Consider the following 18,628-nt stretch of genomic DNA (forward strand, 5'->3'; position numbering starts at 1 on the left):
GATGAAATATGTGATTGGCATTGATTTAGGGACAAGTGCGGTGAAAATCTTGCTTGTAAACCAAAATGGTGATGTTGTACAAGAGGTTTCAAAACCATATCCCTTAATTCAAGAAAAAACAGGATACAGTGAACAAGACCCGAAATGCTGGGTAGATCAGACCGTTTCCGGACTGTCTGATCTCCTAAAGGATTTTGAAGGCAATACCGCAGAGATTGAAGGTATAAGTTTTTCAGGACAAATGCATGGTCTAGTGCTGGTTGATAAGGATTATAATGTGCTCCGAAATGCGATTCTTTGGAACGATACACGAACAACCAAGCAATGTCAGGATATTTATAAAGTCGTTGGTGAAAAGACATTATTAGCCATTGCGAAAAATCACGCTTTAGAGGGCTTTACATTGCCAAAATTGTTATGGGTAAAAGAGTATGAGCCAGACGTATACGCAAATATTCATAAAATGATGCTGCCGAAGGATTATTTGAGATTTCGTATTACTGGAAATATTAACTGTGAATACTCGGATGCTGCCGGTACATTGTTGTTGGATATTCAACAGAAAGTTTGGAGTAAAGAAATCACTTCCCTGCTTGATATTGATGAGGGCATTTTACCAGAGTTGGTTGAATCAACGGATTTTACAGGGACGATTACACAAGCATTTGCTAATGAAACAGGGTTACATCCAGCTACAAAAGTGTTTGCTGGTGGAGCGGATAATGCCTGCGGTGCAGTTGGATCGGGCATTTTATCGAAAGGAATGACCATGTGCAGCATTGGCACTTCCGGTGTCGTATTATCCTATGAGGAATCGGCTGATTTAGATTTTGAAGGGAAGGTTCATTATTTCAATCATGCTGAAAAAGATGCTTATTACACGATGGGCGTTACATTAGCGGCAGGACACAGTCTTTCATGGTACAAAAATACCTTTGCTCCAGATGAAAGCTTTGACGACTTACTTTCTCATTTAAATGAGGTTCCGATTGGAGCGAATGGACTGTTATTTACCCCTTATTTATCAGGAGAGAGGACCCCTTTTAATGATGCAGCCATCCGTGGAAGTTTCATTGGAATGGATATTTCTCATTCTAAGGAAGACTTCACAAGAGCAGTTATTGAAGGGATCACGTTTTCACTGAACGAATCTATTGAGATTTTCAGGGGAAATGGAAAAACCATTGATACCATCATTTCGATTGGTGGTGGAGCGAAGAATGAAGATTGGCTGCAAATACAGGCAGATATTTTTAATGCCAATGTAGTCAAACTTGCAAGTGAGCAGGGTCCAGCATTAGGAGCGGCGATGATTGCAGCATCTGGTTTGGGATGGTTCCATTCCATGAAGGATTTTTCAAATAACATTGTCAAAGATTCGAAAACGTATTCACCTAATGAAGAAAACGTAAAGAAATATAAGAAATTATTTACCCTTTATCAAGGGGTCTATCGACAGACGAGAGAATTAAACCAATTATTAAGTGAATTTAGGTAACATTTAAGGAGGCGAAGATTGTGTTTTATCAAAAAGATAACCGATTAGTTCGTGAGTTTGATCATGAAGTAGTTTGGATTGAACCATGGGGTAAAGACAGCTTTAGAGTACGGGCTACGCAAAATAAAGATATGAGTGAGGAAAATTGGGCACTTTCAGTTCAAGTTCCAGATGTATCCGTAGATATTCACATCGATGAGGCAAACGACACAGCCGTTATTACAAATGGAAGAATCAAAGCTGAATTTTCTTTCAGGGGTCACATTACTTTTAAAAATGAACATGATGAAGTCATTTTGGAAGAGTTTTTACGACAACGGGCAGTATTACATGATGTAGGAAATGAGGATGTGAACGTAGAGTCTGTAAATGCGTTTTCTTCCACATTGAAATTAAAACCAAGAGAATTTAAATCCATTCTCGGATCGGATGATTTCTCACTTATCGCTCGATTTGAATCAGATCCAGATGAAAAAATATTTGGAATGGGCCAATACCAGCATCCCTTTTTAGATTTGAAAAATTGTACGATCGAGTTGGCCCATCGGAATTCCCAAGTTACCGTACCGTTTTATGTTTCGAGTAAAAATTATGGATTTTTATGGAATAATCCTGGGATTGGAAAAGTGAATTTCTCTAAGAATGTAACGGAATGGAATATGTACTCAACCAATACATTGGACTACTGGATTACGGTCGGATCGACTATTGATGAAATCGAGCAAAACTATGCAAACGTAACAGGAAAAGTGCCTATGATGCCAGAGTATGGATTGGGCTTGTGGCAAAGTAAAATGCGCTATCAAACCCAAGAAGAAGTAATGGAGGTTGCGAGAACCTACAAAGAAAAAGGAATCACCCCTTCCATTATTGTCATCGATTTCTTCCACTGGACGGAGCAGGGTCATTATGATTTTGATGAAAGATATTGGCCAGATCCAGAAGGAATGGTGAAGGAATTAGAAGAAATGGGTATTAAAACGATGATTTCCGTTTGGCCGACCATTTCTACAAAAGCAAAAAATTATCAAGAGTACTTGGAAAAGGGCTTACTTGTTCGAACAGATCGAGGCGTTCGGATGACAATGGAACAATTGGGTAACTTGGTGTATATGGACCCTACGAATCCAAAAGCAAGAGAATTTGTTTGGAACAAGTTAAAGAAAAGCTATTTTGATAAAGGAATTGAATTGTTCTGGCTTGATGTCGCTGAACCAGGATATATGGTTTATGACTATGATATTTATCGTTATCATAAAGGAACAGATGTGAAAGTGGGGAACATTTTCCCATCTGATTTTTCTAAAATGGTTTATGATGGTCTCGTTCAAGAAGGAAGAGAAAATGTATTAACGTTAACAAGAGCTGCATGGGCAGGAAGCCAAAAATATGGGGCATTGGTATGGTCTGGAGATATTGATTCCAGTTTTAAAGCATTCCGAAATCAAATTAATACGGGACTAAATATGTCATTAGCTGGTATTCCTTGGTGGACAGCTGATATTGGCGGGTTCCACGGCGGCAATCCAAATGATACAGAATTCCGTGAATTAATGATTCGCTGGTTCCAGTATGCAACCTTCTCCCCAATATTAAGAATGCACGGAGACAGACAACCACATACAGATCCAATTGGCGTAGATGGCGGTGGACAAGCTGCAAGTGGAGCGCCGAATGAAATCTGGTCTTATGGGGAAGAAAATGAAAGAATTTTTACAAATTTCATTCAGATCAGAGAAGCATTAAAACCGTACTTAAAGCAATTAATGAAAGAAGCGCATGAGCTAGGGCGCCCAATCATGAGGCCTTTATTTTATGATTTCCCAAATGATAAGACCGCTTGGGAAATCGATAATACTTTCATGTTCGGACCAGATGTCCTAGTAGCCCCAATCATCGACTATAAGGATAGGAGCAGAAATGTGTATCTGCCAGAGGGGACGGAGTGGGTACATGCCTTTACAGGTAAAACCTATGCTGGCGGCGAAAACTACCATGTGGAAGCACCAATTGACTATATTCCTATTTTTTATAAAGCCGATAAAGTAAATCAATTACCTAAATTAGACGGTAAGAAGGGGATTAACTAATGTACAAAATTATAGTTACTAGCCATGGTAAGTTAGCAGAGGGCATTGTAGAATCACTTTCCTATTTTATGCCAAACCATAAGGTAGAGTACATTTCGTTAGATCAAAATGGTATTGAGGATTTTAAAAATAGAGCAGCTGAATTATTAGCTGCTCAACAAGAAGAGGTTCCACTTCTCGTATTTACGGATTTATTTAATGGTTCACCGTTTAACGTCTTTGCACAGTTGTTGCCAAAATCAGGATTAACCTATGACATTGTCGCAGGAGTCAGCCTGCCAGTCCTAATGGAAGCAGCCCTGCAACAAGAATTTGCAGCGATTGAAAACGTCCTTCAAACACTTAAAAATGTACGAACGACCGTTATTTATAGCGAAGAGCTGCTACAACTTAGTGAAAGCAACGAAGACGAATAGGAGGTAAGCGGAGATGGCACCTGATATTGAATTATGGCAAATGCTGTTGATCATTTTTTATGGATTTTTCATCAACTATGAAAAGAATAGTACGATGTTTGGTACGTATCAGCCAGTTGTCGCTGGTTTCATAGTTGGTATCATCATGGGTGATGTCACAACTGGACTATTTGTTGGTGGTACATTGCAATTGATGGCACTAGGGATTAGTAATTTTGGCGGTGCGTCTGTTCCAGATTATCAGACTGCATCTGTCGTGGCCACATTCATTACGATTTCAACGGGGCAAAAACCTGAATTAGGGATTGCGATTGGGATTCCAGTAGCCCTATTTATGGTACAACTTGATATTTTAAGAATGACCTTTGGTGTTTGGTTACAAAACCAAGCTGAGAAGTTTGCTGAAAATGGACAATATAAAAAGATTGAATGGATGCAATATATCGGTCTTTTCGTTACGGCGGCAACCACTGGTATTCCTATCTTAATTGCTGTTGTGTTTGGTCCATCTGTTGTAGATACTATTTTAAATTATACACCAGACTGGCTAATGGGGGGCCTGAAGGTTGCAGGGGGATTATTACCGGCTGTTGGTATTGCGCTACTATTAAGATACTTACCGACAAAAGAAAACTTCAGTTACTTATTAATCGGATTTTTATTAGTAGGGTATTTAAAACTTCCTATCTTAGGTGTAGCACTATTTGGAGCAGCGATTGCCCTTCTTACTTACAAGAGAAGCATAACAGCTGCTAAGACTCAAGTTCCGGCAGGAGGCTTTGATGAAGATGAATAACGATGGGAAATTAGCTAAAAAGATAAGATACAAGGTATTATGGAGATGGATATTTACCAGTAGTGTGTCCTCTAACTATCAAAAAATGCAAGCATTGGCTTATTGTTATGCTATCCTGCCTTTTTTAAGATTTATTCATAAGGATCATCCGGATGAACTACAAAAAGCCGTTAAAAATCATTTGCAATTTTTCAATACGAATCCTTGGATTGCCCCCTATGTTTTAGGCGTTAACTTAGGGATTGAAGAAAAAGAAAAAAATAATGCGTTGGAAACCATCAGTAGTGTGAAGACTAGTTTAATGGGCCCATTGGCAGGTATGGGAGATAGCTTATTCGTTGTTGTGCCATGGACCGTTTTTGGAGCAATTGCTGCAAATATGGCATTAGACGGCAGCCCAGTCGGGATCTTTCTATGGCTTGCGATTGGAATTGTCCTTAAATTACTTAGTTTCCCATTATTTGAAGCAGGTTATAAATCTGGTACAGCCTTAGTTGAAAAATTACATTCGCAATTAAAACATATTACTTCTGCTATTTCGATTGTTGGACTAATGGTCGTTGGTGCCTTAATCGCTTCGGTGGTTCGTTCACAAATTGCATTCGAATTTAAACAAGGTGATGTAAAGATTAATGGACAAGAAATATTGGATCAAATCTTACCAGGCCTTGTACCAGCGGCAGTCGTTTTCTTAGTTTATATTTTACTTGGCAGGAAAGTCAAACCTGTTTGGACAATACTCATTGTTTTGGTATTATCAATTGTAGCCTATGTACTAAAAATCTTAAAATGAGGTGGATAACATGCAAGGTATTACACATATTCGAGTAGACGATCGATTAATTCATGGTCAAGTGGCAACGTTTTGGACGAATGAATTAGGTGTTAACCGTATCATGGTCATTAATGATGCCATTGCAAATGACCCAACACAAAAATCAATCTTACGTATGGCTGCACCAGCACACGTAAGTACTTCTATTATTACTCATGAAACAGCAGTAACCAATATTTCAAATGGTAAATATGCTGGCCAAAAGGTATTAGTAGTTGTTAAATCTCCACTGGATGTTTTGAAATTAGTGGAAGCTGGATTAGATATTACAAAATTTAATGTGGGAAATATTTCTTCAAGACCAAATACAGTGGCATTAAAGCCTAATATTAGTGTGACAAAAGAAGAAAGAGAAGCATTAGAAAAGCTATTGGACAAGGGAATTGAAATCACCTCTATTATGACTCCAAGTGATTCAAATGATTTACTAAAGGATCATATGTAAGATTAGTAGTTTATGGTTCTTGTAAATTATCAACATAGACAACCATTACCCTGACGGTAGAGGATGCAGGAGAGAAGTGTTAGCCGCACTTCTCTTTTTTATTTGTTTAGGAAATTATAAATTTCTAGACTTGTGGATAACTGTTCGATAAAATGTTCGTATAAATAATTGTGGAGTTTTTCTGTATGAGTCGTACTAATAGCGGAGTTATCAAACGAATATTAAAAGATCACTTTGATGGTTATTGGAGGATGCATTCTGACCTTTCCTGTATCGTATCGTGAAGATATAAAAGAAACAGTAGAGAAAGCCATTAGATGTGGAACTCGTGATTTGGGATACGCACGTTATGAGTGCCTCGGTTGCGAAGGGGGACCAAATCCGGCTTTTGTATGCTTTACCTGTAAAAGTAGATTTTGCCATAAATGTGGTAAAAAATATACTGATGACTGGTCAGATAAGCAGCAGGAAATGATTTTTAATGTTCCACATCGTCATATGGTGTTTACGATTCCGAAGGAATTGAGAAAGGTTTTCTTTCAAGACCGAAAAAAGTTAAATGAACTAAGTAAGAAAGTAGCTGAAGTTTTTCAATTTTACTTTCAACGTAAAAGTAAGAAACGGGATCTACAGGTTGGCATAATTACAGTTATTCATACTTTTGGACGGGATTTGAAATTTAATCCTCATATTCATGCCCTAGTAACGGAAGGTGCAATTGATAACCGTAATGAGTGGGTACCTACTGAATTTATTCCATATGAATATTTAAGAAAGTCCTGGCAAAAGGTCGTGTTAGATTTACTAAAATCTTGGTTTCCGAATAACCGCTCTGTTATTAATCTTATTAATGATCTATATCAACGATATCAAAAAGGATTCTATGTGAATGCAGAACAGAGAATGAGGGATGCAAAAGGAGCTGCGAAATACATAGGGAGATATTTAGCTAGACCTGCTATTGCGGAATATCGCATAGTTAAATACGATGGCAAGACGGTTCACTTTTGGTATGAAGACCATCAAACAGGAAAAAGAGTTGATGAGACACAGCCTGTCTACAAATTTCTTTTCAATTTATTACAACACATTTCGCCCAAGTATTTTCGAATGGTTGGTCGTTTTGGTTTGTACAGTAGAAGATCATATAAAAAGGCAAATCAGATTTTAAGTCTTTATTCATTTATGAGAACAAAACAACTCTCATTATTACTTGAGACAAAAAAGAAAAAGAAAAAGAAGACCTATAGACAGCGAATGATTGAAGCATTTGATAAAGATCCATTTATTTGTTCACATTGCCATCGTGAGATGGACTTGGTTGAAATATGGCATGCGGATTATGGATTCTTGTATCATTATATGGAAGATATGGAGTCCGTAAAAACGTTAAGGAGGATTAGTCTTGGCCAAAAACAAAGAGCAGGATGAATTAAGTAAAGCATTTCTGGAATCGTTGGATAAGGACGATCCATTTGGGTTGAATGAGGAAATAAAAATGTTGATTTTTAAATGTATCAATTGTGGTGAAGAAGATGAGGTTCCTGAATATGTAGTTGAAGAGTTTCATTTTAATTTGGAAAAAAACAAAGAAGTGGAAGTGGTCTGTCCTTTTTGTAATGGCACTATGCGTAGAGCGAGGAATATCCCAAGTGAATAGCTTCACTTGGGACGTGATTTAAGTCGCGTTAGCGATTTTGTTCATTTCCCTATCTCCCTCGCATACAATACGCTTTTTGGCGCTTTAAGTAACTGCGTTGGCGTTACTCCTTAAGCAAAATAAAAAGAGTCCTAGGATAGGACTCCCTAAAAATTATATTTTTTCAACCTCATCATAATATAGAGTTATTGGTGTTTTCCGTAACTCATTTTTTCTTCCGTTCCAAAGTCGCCCCTGTATATTATCATTATCTGAAATATGTTGGACTTGAGCAATTTTCCTATCAAATGCATATGGGTTCCTGCATGATCTTCAGTTCGCGCAATAATTCGCACCCGATCTCCAATTTTCACAACCTATCCATTCTTCAGGGTAATAATGGATGGCATATAAATCACCTCACTTAAATTTTCCTACATTTAAGTGTATGGAGTTAAATTACAAAAAGAACGCCGTTAGTTGGTTAAAGCTTTAGTTCCTAGACATCCGTTTATTAAACTTACAAATGTCCTCATAAGCCCTCGCTTCTATCGTCATTTTGCTTCTTCTTAGTGCTTCTTGTTGTTTGTAATCCTTTTTTGATGTACGTATAACCTTTTCGGTTGCTACAATACCCTGCATAATTACTTGTGTAATTTCGATAATCATATTTTCTACCGTCCTTTATAGTTTAATGAACTTAACGTTTCAACATCATTCACTAAAAGAAAGGCAGATATACTTTTGTATAACAATTACATGTAAACTTTGATCACATCGTCATTTTCACGTTCTTGCACAATCGCCCAACCCTGCGCTGTTGGATATGATATCCACTCATGTCCGGTCTATAAGGATCTTCAAATGTACCTGTTCCTGTTTTTGGTGCTGTTTTAACATACCATTTCATAATTAAATCTCCTCCACTCTAAAATCATCAAAACGTACATCGGCACTCCCGCCGAAACCATGCTTAGTAAAAGATTGATTGAAATTATCATTTGTTGATAGCGATTTAACGCCATTACGGTAAACGTCTATTTGCGAACCACTTAAGACAACTTTTAATAAATCACCTATTTGTAGCGTGTCTACCGTAATACTTGCTAGTTGTGTAGAAGCCGCAGAAACATTTTTATAAATCCTTAGCGTTGTTCCTTGTTGTTGAGCAAAAAGATAATTGCTACTATCAGCAATCCTGAATATTATCCGCTGTCCGCTTGAATTTGCCGCCATTTTTGCAGATATGGCAATGTTATCAGACCGTCCAGCATCAATACTTGCGACTGTATTTGACCCTGAGACTCTGTAAGCTTCGTTGTTTTGAATTCCGAATCCACCGACTGTATTTTGCCAAGCTTGCCCTGAATCAGCTACGCCCAAAGCATTATTGTCTGCCCTGTTAAATGAGTCTGTAACAATAACGGTAGGTTGTGAAGGTGCAGTCGTTTTAACTATAATGCTAGTCTTTGCACTTTGAATACCGGTGCCTGTCACAACCCGAGGAATCGATATTCTATCAGTCGATTTTTGACATTCTTTTCAACCGCAACCGGATCGAAAGTCAATGTAGAGAAGGGCTGCAGCATTTTTAAACAAACATTTGATTGAATGACAAAATTTATGCCTGTTTATGGAATGAAAGCCTTATATACCGGCATTTATGGCAAAACTAATCAAATGTTTGTTTAGTTTTTAGCTGCTTTCAAAAGAAAAAATACATTATGTTTCATTCGGCTTTTGTCGAAAGAATGGAGAGCATTTAAACAGCTCCCTTATCTTTCGGCAATATTTTTAAGTGAAAATCGGGTTAATAGTTGATTTAAAGAGGTTTATCCCGATTTTAAATAAACATTTATTTAGTTGACAAAATCTATGCTATCTATGATGCGCAATCCACTCGTACCGGGCTTTTTGGTCAATTCAATCAAACGTTTGATTCCATATTATTTTGTAGAACGGCAACTGGTAATAGGTAACTAGTAAATGGACAAAGCTCCGATCATCTTCAGACGTAATAATTTGGGAAACATTCGTATGGTCAGTAAAAATGGTTGCCAGTGTATCCAATACATCGTGAAATATTTATCTAACATCCACGCTAACAAATAATAGCAGTATCATATTTACGTTTAAATCATTCCCTTCAATCCCCTTGTTATTGAGTAAGGCAAATACTCCGGTCTTTTTTTCGTTCATTTTAAATTCATTTCCTAATTTATGAAAATTTATCAAATTTTTTAAATAATTGTTGTATTTTCAGAAAACATACTTTATTCTAAATATATTGTATACAATGATTGTGTACAATATAGATACACAAAAAGATTTATTGCGTGTACATTCGGATTTTATACAAAATATTTATCAATCATAAGGCTTAAATTTGTTATGCCAATTGATTATTGGAGTGTTAAAAGTGAGTAAAAGTAAAAACGAATCGCTAGAAAATTATATTTACGAGGAAATTCAATCTGCAATCTTAAAAAGAAAAATCCCATTGGATACACATTTAAGTGAGGAACAGTTGGCTGAAGCATTTAATGTTAGTCGTACTCCAATTCGTTCTGTCTTGAAGAGACTGAATTATGAAAAAACAATTCGCTTTATACCTAACAAAGGGGCATTTATCAATAATCCAAGTGAAAAGGAAATGGCAGATGTTTTTCAATTAAGAGAAATAATTGAAATTCAAGCAGTGAAATTCGCTTGCCGTAATGCCTCGATGGAACAATTGGAAGAATTAGAGTCTCTAACCTATTTGGAAGAAAAACTTTATAGAGAAGATCAGTATGATAAAGCAATACAAATAACATCTGAATTTCACTATAGATTAATTTGTTTGGTAGGGAATGAACTGATGAAGGAATATAGCAAAGAACTTATTAATATTTCTAATATTCATCTAGCCTATCATGATCATGCAGATAAGGAGAGTCCTCGCTGTCCAAACGAACATAGAGAAATAATTAAAGCGATAAGAAAGGGAGATGAGGAGGATGCTATTCGTGTATTTTTAGAACATTTTAAAACGGTTAAAAGTCATTTAGCCTTAAATAGTAATAACAAACAGAATATTTCTTTTAAAGATATTTTTGAACCTTATCAAAAAAGTAATTAATTATATTAACCTATTATTTGAGGAGGATTTTTTCATGAAAATTGCAGTGTTAGGTGGGGCAGGAAAGGTTTCATTAGGAGCTATTCTAGATTTTATTGAAAGCGATTCCGTAGGAAAAATACTATTGGCAGATATTAATATCGAAGCTCTTAGAGAAAGAAAAGAATCCTTAAAATCAGATAAAGTAGTGATTGCTCAGGCCGATTTAAATAATCATGACTCTCTTGTTGAATTGCTTTTCGAATATGATGTTTGCTTAAATGGAAGTTCCCATCATTTTAACATGAAAGTTATGAAAGCGTGTCTAGAGGCGAAAACAAATTATACTGATTTTGGCGGTTTATTCCACTGGGCGAAAGAACAAATGACAATGCACGACGAATTTAAAAGAGCTGGAATTACAGGCATTGTTGGCTCAGGGAGTGCTCCTGGGATTGTAAATGTTATGGCTAAGTATGGATATGAAAATCTCGATAATGTTAAATCTGTTCATATACGCGATGCCATAGTGAATTTTAATTTGAAGGAAAATGATTTTATTCCACCATATGCAATTGAAACATTGTTAGATGAATTTATTATGAATCCATACGAATTTAGAAATGGTGAATTTGTAGAAAGTACCCCTTTTTCAGGAGCAGAAGAGATTACTTTTCCAAATCCAATTGGAAAACAAACAGTGATAAATACGATACATTCTGAAGTAGCAACTATTCCTGTATCGTTTAAAGATAAGGGAATTCAGGATGTTACATTTAAACTGGCACTTCCTAAAGCATTTGAAGAGAAGCTGAGATTTTTAGTAGAACTTGGATTGGGCAGCGCAGAATCTATTGATGTAAGAGCCAATAAGGTCATTCCACGCCAAATTCTTGCAGAGGTTGTAAATCACAAGAATAGTCAAAAACGAACTGAGAATACAAAGCATGATGATCATAAAGCACTTAGGGTAGAAATAGAAGGAATGAAAAATGGTAAACCAGCCAAATATGTGATTGATACAATCATCTCTCCATATGCCAAATGGCCACATATATCACAAGGGGTATTTTCAGTCGGATTTCCAGCAGCGGTAACAACCAGATTGTTAGGTAGAGAGATTAAGGAAAAAGGATTCTTTGCATCTGAACAAGTTATCCCTACTGAACTTTATTTTGATGAATTAGCCAAGAGAGGAATAAAGGTTGAAGCTAATTTTATTCAAGAAATTTCTAGTAGTGTCGAACTGATTAGTAAATAAATTCTTATATTTTAATAGGGGGAGGTAATACAGATGACTACACAATATAAGGTATTTGTGAATGGCGAAGTAACTGAAAGTATAACAGGAAAGTACGCTAACATAGTGAATCCTGCAACTGGCCAGGTGATAGCTGAAATGGCGTTATGTACGGAAGCGGACGTGAATCTAGCAGTTGAGGCTGCTGAAAAAGCATTCCAAACATGGAGAGAGACAACACCGGCCGAAAGGAGTTCAGTGTTACTAAAATTGGCGGATGTCGTAGAAAGGAATGCCGACCGGTTCGCTCTTTTGGAATCTCAAAACGTCGGAAAGCCACTTGAGTATGCAAAGGGGGATGTCAAATTATTTGTTGATAATATAAGATTCTTTGCAGGCGCTGCAAGAAATTTACAAGGATTAAGCTCTGGGGAATATCTTGCTAATCACACAAGCATGATCCGCCGAGAACCGATAGGAGTAGTAGGTTCAATTACACCCTGGAATTATCCGCTAGCAATGGCGGGCTGGAAAATAGGCCCGGCAATCGCGGCAGGGAATACAGTGGTATTGAAACCGTCTGAATTAACACCGTTAAGTACACTATTACTTGCTGAAATAAGTATAGGTATCCTGCCTCCTGGTGTATTAAATGTAGTTACAGGATATGGTGACATTGTTGGTGCTGCGCTGGCACGTCATCCGAAAGTAAAAATGATCTCCCTGACTGGAAGCGTACGTGCGGGAATGGCTGTTGCTCGTGAAGCAATAGAGACGCTAAAGAAAGTACATTTGGAACTTGGCGGAAAAGCACCTGTAGTTATCTTCGACGACGTTGACATTCCGACAGTTGCAGAGAAAATGAAAATTGCCGGATTCTACAATAGTGGTCAAGACTGTACAGCAGCTACACGGTTGTATGTGTCTGAAAAAATATACGATCGCTTTGTAAGTGAATTAGTATCGGCAGTGAAAAGTATAAAAGTAGGTAATCCGATGGCAGAAGATACAGAAATGGGACCGTTAATATCGAAAGCGCACCTTAATAGAGTAAATGGCTTTGTGAATCGTGCAAAAAGTAATCCAGATGTGAAAGTATTGACTGGCGGAAAAATCATTGAGGGACCTGGCTATTTCTATGAGCCAACTGTAATCGCTGGGGCTAAACAAACAGATGAAATTATTCAAGAAGAAGTATTTGGTCCTGTTATTACGGTCATCCCGTTTAAAGACGAGGAAGAAGCTATTCAGATGGCAAACGATTGTAAATATGCGTTAGCATCCTCTGTTTGGACGAAAAATATCGATTGTGCAATGAAAACCATCAAGCGATTGGAGTTCGGTGCAGTCTGGACTAATACCCATCTCTCACTCGTTAGTGAAATGCCACATGGCGGATTTAAGATGTCTGGTTATGGAAAAGATCAATCCATCTACTCTCTTGAAGAGTATACAGAAATTAAGCATGCGATGATTAAAGTTCAATAATCAGAAGAGAGAATGTGTAGTAAGTAATCGAGTGAGGTGGAAATAAATGCACACGACGAAACAAGTACGGTCCGATTATTTTGAATTTTCAATCAATGATCAACCCTCTTCTTTTGACGAAGTTTTCCCTGATTTTCATTCAGGTGATCGAGTTGGAGTAGTGGTAAGGGAATCTGGAGGTGCCATTGGAGCAAGTGCCCTCTTCATGGCTTCGATTGCTAGATTCTATGATTTTTACCGAAGTCAGTTAGGGAATAATCCAGGAGAGTTGAGGATCTATCCCGATTTCTATGTTTTTCACGTGGGGCGCCGTGATACAGAGCATTATTGGTTTGATATCTGGCCGCCAAACAAGGAAGTAGATGTTATTGATGAACCCGAACTCATTCTTGAAGCAATTAATGATAGGGGAATTAGCCGTCTAATCATTCCGGATGCTCCGAGGATGAGAACAAAAACCTTTTATACCATTCCTAAAGAAAATCAAATTGAATCTGAAGCAGCAACTTTTCTTCAAGAAACGGTAAGCAGCGCGGAAAAACGTATTAAGACCTGTGTAATTTATTCACCTACTGGTCGTACTGAACGAAGTGATGTCATGATCAAAAGTAATGTAGAGACAGAAAGTAATGTTTATAAATGCATCAAGGATTCTCATGGTTTAAGTGATGAGTTACGGATAGAACTAAAGAACGAACGCCAAAATTTATTAGATAAAGGCAGAGTTATTGAAACCTATCGCAGAACATCACTTACAGAAGCCATTTCTATGCTCTCAACTTCTTTAGGGTTAAGTGAAACTACATTGCATTATTTATCTAACATGAGAAGACCAAGGGTTTAGTTCTATGCGAAATACCTTACTATTAAATAATTTCAACTTAAAGGAGCGCAGCGCTTTTTATATCAAATGAGGCGGGTGAAATACAACAATGCAACAAACACACTTATCTATTAGAAATGCTTCAAAAATATACAAGAAAGACAAAGCAGTTGATTCTGTTAACTTGGATGTTGAAAAAGGAAAGTTTTTAACAATACTAGGCCCGTCTGGTTCTGGGAAAACAACACTTCTCAAAATGGTCGCGGGCTTTGAAAAGTTAACTGAAGGAACAATTTTGTTAAACAATATGGATATAAGCGAGAAAATGCCCTTTGAGAGAGACATTGGGATGGTATTTCAAAATTATGCACTATTTCCACATATGACTGTGAGGCAAAATATCGCTTATCCGCTCCGTATTAGAAAAATGGACAAAAAAACAATCCAAACCAAAATTCGTGACATAGTTGAGCTTGTAAACCTTACTGGTTTTGAAGAAAGAAACTCCAAGCAATTGAGTGGAGGACAGCAGCAAAGAGTTGCGCTTGCGCGAGCCATCGTATTCAATCCCCCGCTCTTATTACTCGATGAGCCTTTGGGGGCGTTGGATAAGAATTTACGGGAAAAAATGCAGATTGAAATTCGAAGAATACAAAAAGATACAGGAATTACAACTATTAATGTAACGCATGACCAAGCTGAAGCGTTGACAATGTCTGATCTTATTTGTGTAATGAACGAAGGGAAAATTGAACAAGTAGCAACACCTGAAGAACTTTACGAGCATCCGGCTAACAAATTTGTCGCTAATTTCATAGGAGAAGTCAATTTGTTTGAAGGGGACATTGTGTCAAGAGGAAATAATGGCACTGTTGTTAAGCTTAGCAAAGAACCTGATAAAGTATTTAATGTTAACGAAGTAAAGAAAATTGATAGCAATAAGGTTTATCTCGTACTTCGTCCAGAAAATATTCATCTAGTGGAAGAGGTTAATGAATATGAGAATTTCCTTAAAGTAACTGTCATGGAAAAGGTATACGGTGGAGATGCCATCAAAGTGAAAGCAAAAACGTCTTTTGATCAAGAAGTGTTCATTAAATTTCCAGTAAGATTGAATAATCAAATTGAAATAGATAGCGAGATTACTATTGGATGGGATGTTCATCATTCTACGTTAATTGCTTATGAATGACAAAATGAACTGTAAGCGAGCTTTATATTCGTTCAGTTATTATTTATAACTAACGCTTAATATAAAGAAATCACTATTGACTCTAGGGGGTAAAAGATGAAAAAGGTTAAAGTAGGCATGTATTTTCTGATATTAGCATTAATTTTAGCATTGTCAGCCTGCAGTTCAAAAAGTTCAAACTCTAAAGGCGACGGTAAAGGGAAATCAGAACAAAAGGAATTGGTCATTGTAGACTGGGGCGGAGCATCTTCGGACGCATTTAAAAAAACCAAGTATGAGCCATTTGAGAAAAAGTATGGCGTAAAAGTTAAAGTTGTTTCTCCCGTAGACTATGGACAGCTATATGCTATGTTGAAAAGTGGAAATGTTATATGGGATTTAGTTATTGCCGATGAAAACATGGCACTTAAACTTGCTGCTGAAGGAAACCTGGAAAAATTGGATTTTAACATTATCGACAAAACTAATATAGACCCTCAGGTTGTGACTGACTATTCGATAGGTAATTATCATTCTGCTACGGTCATTTCCTATAACACCGAATTGATAGATCCAAACAATCACCCGAAAACGTGGGCAGATGTTTGGGATACGAAAAAGTTCCCTGGTGAACGGACGCTTTCGAAGATTCCGATATCAGTATTAGAAGTTGCTCTTCTAGCTGATGGTGTAAATCCTGATGAACTATATCCATTAGATGTAGACAGAGCTTTTGCGAGCTTGGATAAAATTAAGAAGCATGTGAAAAATTGGTGGTCTGCAGGTGCACAGCCAATAGAAATGCTCGATTCTAAAGATGTTTCCGTTGCAGGTGCATGGAGTGGAAGAATTGTAGATGCTAAGAGACAAGGATTGAAAATGGATGTTGAGTATAATCAAGCAGTTGTTCAGACAGCTTCTTATATTATTCCAAAGGGCGCTCCGAATAAAGACCTTGCTCAAAAATATATTGCCTTTGCTTCACAACCTGAACCTCAGGCAGAATTTGCTAAGATTATGAACTATGGACCAACGAACTTAGCTGCAATTGACCTTCTTACAGAGGATGAGAAAATCCTATTGGGTGAAGGTGGAGATGGGGATATCAAAAAGGTCTATGTCGATTACAAATGGTGGATGGAAAATATCGATGAAGTAAACGATCGATTCAACAAATGGTTGCTTGAATAAAGATATAAATTTAATAGAAATGTAAAAGGTGAGTATAAAGTTATCTGAAGAAGTATTTGCCATTTGAATGGGGATTGGCGGTCAAATTTATTAGTCATCTAAGTAAAAGCCAATTCCCACTAATGATTGGATGACAAATAACTGTACATAATGGAGGTGATTTTATGAAATCTGCAGTAGATTTTGTAAAACAAGATGGTATTGGGCAGGCGGGTTTAAAGAGCACTTCTATTTTACAAAAAGTTGCAAAGCTTAAAAGTTTAAAATGGTTACTTGTACTCATCCCTCTGGCCTATACAATTTTATTATTATATTATTCCATTTTTAGTGTCCTTAAATTAAGTATCTATGGTGAAAATGGATTCACACTTCAATATATAAGTGAAGTGTTAACCGATCCTATATATATAAAAGTACTTTGGATAACTATAAAAACTGCGGCCATTGTAACTGTTACCACACTGTTCATTGCCTATCCATTAGCATATCTGGCAGCGATTGCTGGTGGGAAGTGGAAGAGCTCCATTCTTGGGATAATCATGGTTTCCTTTTGGATCAGCTTATTGGTTAGAACGTTTACATGGCTGGTCATATTGCGTGATCATGGGGTGATAAATGAGTTTTTAATGTACTTGGGAATTATCGATAAGCCCATACAACTGGTTTATAATTTCACTGGGGTAGTCATTGGTATGACCCATATTTTACTTCCATATATGGTATTATGCCTTTACTCCGTCATGGATGGAATTGATCGTAACGTCATACAGGCAGCCCATGGATTAGGCGCTCGTCCACTAAAAACATTTGCCCAAATTTTTCTTCCGTTATCATTACCGGGAGTTCTTTCGGGGGCGCTTATCGTCTTTGTTTTAGGTTTGGGATACTTTGTCACGCCTATGCTGATTGGTGGTCCCGACAACACGATGATTTCGGAATTAATTCAACAAAATATACAAACAACCCTGAATTGGGAAAGAGCGTCGGCTCTTTCAATCCTACTATTGGTCACCACCCTTATACTTCTCAGCATAGCTTCTTTATTTGCCAGAAACCTTTCGGTATTAAAGGAGGATAAATGATGTTATTACGATCATATGCAGTATTGGTTCTTTTTTTAATTACAATGCCGATCTTAATTATGATTCCGATTTCTTTCAATTCTGGACATACGTTAAAGTTAACTTTTTCGGATTATTCTCTGAAATGGTATGAGAATTTTTTTAATAATGAACTCTGGCTGGAAAGCTTGGGAAGGAGTATTTCAACTGCACTTTTAGTAGCGGCTTTATCAACAGTCATAGGTGGTATGGCTGCGTTATCTGTAAATAGACTGAGCTTTCCAGGGAAGAACATTTTTATGAATTTGATGGTCGCACCGATGGTTATCCCGGTCATTGTGGTGGGAATTGCCCTCTATCACTCTTTTTCATTCCTAAAATTGAATGACACTGTTTTAGGTGTTGTATTGGGACACTCCATTGTAGCGATTCCATTAGTTTTTGTTACAATGATGGCAGGTCTAAAAGGAGTGCAACGAGATCTTGAACTTGCAGCTCAAAGTCTCGGCTCTACACCGATAGGGGCATTTTTTAAAGTTACTTTTCCGTTGCTCCGTTTATCTATTTTTGCTTCATTCTTTTTTGCCTTTAGTACGTCACTGGATGAGGTCATAATTAGCATCTTTGTTGCTGGACCATCAACCAAAACACTCCCTATACTCTTATGGGAAAATATGCGAACCCAATTAGAGCCTACTATTGCAGTTGCTGCAACGATTTTAATACTTGGAACGATTACTGCTTTTCTTGCGCCAAAGGTTATCGATTTATTTAAAAAGGCCTTGTCTACGGCAGCTGACAAACGATCTTGATATTATCATTATTATTTCAGGGA

General features: G+C 37.2%; 18 protein-coding genes and 1 pseudogene. 16 read left to right on the plus strand and 3 right to left on the minus strand.

The genetic code is table 11. The features are described from left to right. Nucleotide 1 precedes the first annotated feature (1 nt). The 8 genes and pseudogenes from xylB to ACO1D1_RS02670 all read left to right on the plus strand — a co-directional run bounded on the left by xylB (nucleotide 2) and on the right by ACO1D1_RS02670 (nucleotide 7,740). The gene (xylB, locus tag ACO1D1_RS02635; RefSeq protein ID WP_423334831.1) at nucleotides 2–1,498 is read left to right on the plus strand and encodes a xylulokinase; all 1,497 of its coding nucleotides are present in this window, start codon (nucleotides 2–4) and stop codon (nucleotides 1,496–1,498) included. A gap of 20 nt (nucleotides 1,499–1,518) precedes the next feature. Then, on the plus strand, nucleotides 1,519–3,588 hold the full coding sequence (locus ACO1D1_RS02640; RefSeq protein WP_423334832.1) for a TIM-barrel domain-containing protein: 2,070 nt from the start codon (nucleotides 1,519–1,521) through the stop codon (nucleotides 3,586–3,588). Further along, nucleotides 3,588–4,004 (plus strand): PTS sugar transporter subunit IIA, encoded by a 417-nt coding sequence (locus ACO1D1_RS02645; protein WP_423334833.1) that lies wholly within the window; start codon nucleotides 3,588–3,590, stop codon nucleotides 4,002–4,004. The genes ACO1D1_RS02640 and ACO1D1_RS02645 overlap by 1 nt, the downstream gene beginning before the upstream one ends. Nucleotides 4,005–4,017: 13 nt before the next feature. After that, nucleotides 4,018–4,800, plus strand: a complete 783-nt coding sequence (locus ACO1D1_RS02650) for a PTS mannose/fructose/sorbose/N-acetylgalactosamine transporter subunit IIC (protein WP_423334834.1) — start codon at nucleotides 4,018–4,020, stop codon at nucleotides 4,798–4,800. Next, nucleotides 4,787–5,593: a PTS system mannose/fructose/sorbose family transporter subunit IID gene (locus tag ACO1D1_RS02655; RefSeq protein WP_423334835.1), complete on the plus strand. Its 807-nt coding sequence runs from the start codon at nucleotides 4,787–4,789 to the stop codon at nucleotides 5,591–5,593. The genes ACO1D1_RS02650 and ACO1D1_RS02655 overlap by 14 nt, the downstream gene beginning before the upstream one ends. Before the next feature lie 10 nt (nucleotides 5,594–5,603). Next, a complete protein-coding gene (locus ACO1D1_RS02660) occupies nucleotides 5,604–6,080 on the plus strand; it encodes a PTS system mannose/fructose/N-acetylgalactosamine-transporter subunit IIB (protein ID WP_423334836.1) in 477 nt (158 codons plus the stop codon). A gap of 185 nt (nucleotides 6,081–6,265) precedes the next feature. Beyond that, a pseudogene (locus ACO1D1_RS02665) lies at nucleotides 6,266–7,511 on the plus strand (IS91 family transposase). Continuing rightward, nucleotides 7,486–7,740 carry a hypothetical protein gene (locus ACO1D1_RS02670; protein WP_423334837.1) on the plus strand — a complete coding sequence of 85 codons (255 nt, stop codon included), beginning with the start codon at nucleotides 7,486–7,488 and terminating at the stop codon, nucleotides 7,738–7,740. Before ACO1D1_RS02665 ends, ACO1D1_RS02670 begins: the two are co-directional and overlap by 26 nt. 751 nt (nucleotides 7,741–8,491) lie before the next feature. Here ACO1D1_RS02670 and ACO1D1_RS02675 read toward each other — a convergent pair. The 3 genes from ACO1D1_RS02675 to ACO1D1_RS02685 form a co-directional block, all read right to left on the minus strand. Continuing rightward, on the minus strand, nucleotides 8,492–8,629 hold the full coding sequence (locus tag ACO1D1_RS02675; protein WP_423334838.1) for a hypothetical protein: 138 nt from the start codon (nucleotides 8,627–8,629) through the stop codon (nucleotides 8,492–8,494). 2 nt (nucleotides 8,630–8,631) lie between these two features. Then, nucleotides 8,632–9,102 carry a hypothetical protein gene (locus ACO1D1_RS02680; protein WP_423334839.1) on the minus strand — a complete coding sequence of 157 codons (471 nt, stop codon included), beginning with the start codon at nucleotides 9,100–9,102 and terminating at the stop codon, nucleotides 8,632–8,634. 540 nt (nucleotides 9,103–9,642) lie between these two features. Next, nucleotides 9,643–9,789 (minus strand): hypothetical protein, encoded by a 147-nt coding sequence (locus ACO1D1_RS02685; RefSeq protein WP_423334840.1) that lies wholly within the window; start codon nucleotides 9,787–9,789, stop codon nucleotides 9,643–9,645. 349 nt (nucleotides 9,790–10,138) lie between these two features. Between ACO1D1_RS02685 and ACO1D1_RS02690 the strand changes: the two genes are divergently transcribed. The 8 genes from ACO1D1_RS02690 (at nucleotide 10,139) to ACO1D1_RS02725 (ending at nucleotide 18,605) form a co-directional block, all read left to right on the plus strand. Continuing rightward, entirely contained in the window at nucleotides 10,139–10,840 is a 702-nt protein-coding gene (locus ACO1D1_RS02690; protein ID WP_423334841.1) for a GntR family transcriptional regulator, read from the plus strand. A gap of 34 nt (nucleotides 10,841–10,874) precedes the next feature. After that, a complete protein-coding gene (locus tag ACO1D1_RS02695; protein ID WP_423334842.1) occupies nucleotides 10,875–12,080 on the plus strand; it encodes a saccharopine dehydrogenase family protein in 1,206 nt (401 codons plus the stop codon). Nucleotides 12,081–12,113: 33 nt separating this feature from the next. Beyond that, on the plus strand, nucleotides 12,114–13,547 hold the full coding sequence (locus tag ACO1D1_RS02700) for a gamma-aminobutyraldehyde dehydrogenase (protein ID WP_423334843.1): 1,434 nt from the start codon (nucleotides 12,114–12,116) through the stop codon (nucleotides 13,545–13,547). Between the two features lie 46 nt (nucleotides 13,548–13,593). Beyond that, nucleotides 13,594–14,391, plus strand: coding sequence for a hypothetical protein (locus tag ACO1D1_RS02705; protein ID WP_423334844.1), 798 nt, complete (start codon nucleotides 13,594–13,596; stop codon nucleotides 14,389–14,391). Nucleotides 14,392–14,479: 88 nt separating this feature from the next. Next, nucleotides 14,480–15,562 carry an ABC transporter ATP-binding protein gene (locus ACO1D1_RS02710; protein WP_423334845.1) on the plus strand — a complete coding sequence of 361 codons (1,083 nt, stop codon included), beginning with the start codon at nucleotides 14,480–14,482 and terminating at the stop codon, nucleotides 15,560–15,562. A gap of 96 nt (nucleotides 15,563–15,658) precedes the next feature. Beyond that, nucleotides 15,659–16,732, plus strand: coding sequence for an ABC transporter substrate-binding protein (locus ACO1D1_RS02715; protein WP_423334846.1), 1,074 nt, complete (start codon nucleotides 15,659–15,661; stop codon nucleotides 16,730–16,732). Between the two features lie 164 nt (nucleotides 16,733–16,896). Continuing rightward, nucleotides 16,897–17,814 carry an ABC transporter permease gene (locus ACO1D1_RS02720; protein ID WP_423334847.1) on the plus strand — a complete coding sequence of 306 codons (918 nt, stop codon included), beginning with the start codon at nucleotides 16,897–16,899 and terminating at the stop codon, nucleotides 17,812–17,814. Next, nucleotides 17,811–18,605, plus strand: a complete 795-nt coding sequence (locus tag ACO1D1_RS02725; protein WP_423334848.1) for an ABC transporter permease — start codon at nucleotides 17,811–17,813, stop codon at nucleotides 18,603–18,605. The genes ACO1D1_RS02720 and ACO1D1_RS02725 overlap by 4 nt, the downstream gene beginning before the upstream one ends. Nucleotides 18,606–18,628: the final 23 nt, after the last annotated feature.

It is taken from the genome of Neobacillus sp. 19 (genome assembly GCF_049463095.1).
Taxonomy (GTDB): Bacteria; Bacillota; Bacilli; order Bacillales; family Cytobacillaceae; genus Neobacillus.

Bases quoted from the DNA above. Each gene is read 5' to 3' on its own strand.
- xylB (WP_423334831.1), top strand. From the start codon at position 2: ATGAAATATGTGATTGGCATTGATTTAGGGACAAGTGCGGTGAAAATC.
- ACO1D1_RS02725 (WP_423334848.1), top strand. From the start codon at position 17,811: ATGATGTTATTACGATCATATGCAGTATTGGTTCTTTTTTTAATTACA.
- ACO1D1_RS02705 (WP_423334844.1), top strand. From the start codon at position 13,594: ATGCACACGACGAAACAAGTACGGTCCGATTATTTTGAATTTTCAATC.
- ACO1D1_RS02720 (WP_423334847.1), top strand. From the start codon at position 16,897: ATGAAATCTGCAGTAGATTTTGTAAAACAAGATGGTATTGGGCAGGCG.
- ACO1D1_RS02715 (WP_423334846.1), top strand. From the start codon at position 15,659: ATGAAAAAGGTTAAAGTAGGCATGTATTTTCTGATATTAGCATTAATT.
- ACO1D1_RS02655 (WP_423334835.1), top strand. From the start codon at position 4,787: ATGAAGATGAATAACGATGGGAAATTAGCTAAAAAGATAAGATACAAG.
- ACO1D1_RS02675 (WP_423334838.1), bottom strand. From the start codon at position 8,629: ATGAAATGGTATGTTAAAACAGCACCAAAAACAGGAACAGGTACATTT.
- ACO1D1_RS02650 (WP_423334834.1), top strand. From the start codon at position 4,018: ATGGCACCTGATATTGAATTATGGCAAATGCTGTTGATCATTTTTTAT.
- ACO1D1_RS02645 (WP_423334833.1), top strand. From the start codon at position 3,588: ATGTACAAAATTATAGTTACTAGCCATGGTAAGTTAGCAGAGGGCATT.
- ACO1D1_RS02700 (WP_423334843.1), top strand. From the start codon at position 12,114: ATGACTACACAATATAAGGTATTTGTGAATGGCGAAGTAACTGAAAGT.
- ACO1D1_RS02660 (WP_423334836.1), top strand. From the start codon at position 5,604: ATGCAAGGTATTACACATATTCGAGTAGACGATCGATTAATTCATGGT.
- ACO1D1_RS02710 (WP_423334845.1), top strand. From the start codon at position 14,480: ATGCAACAAACACACTTATCTATTAGAAATGCTTCAAAAATATACAAG.
- ACO1D1_RS02695 (WP_423334842.1), top strand. From the start codon at position 10,875: ATGAAAATTGCAGTGTTAGGTGGGGCAGGAAAGGTTTCATTAGGAGCT.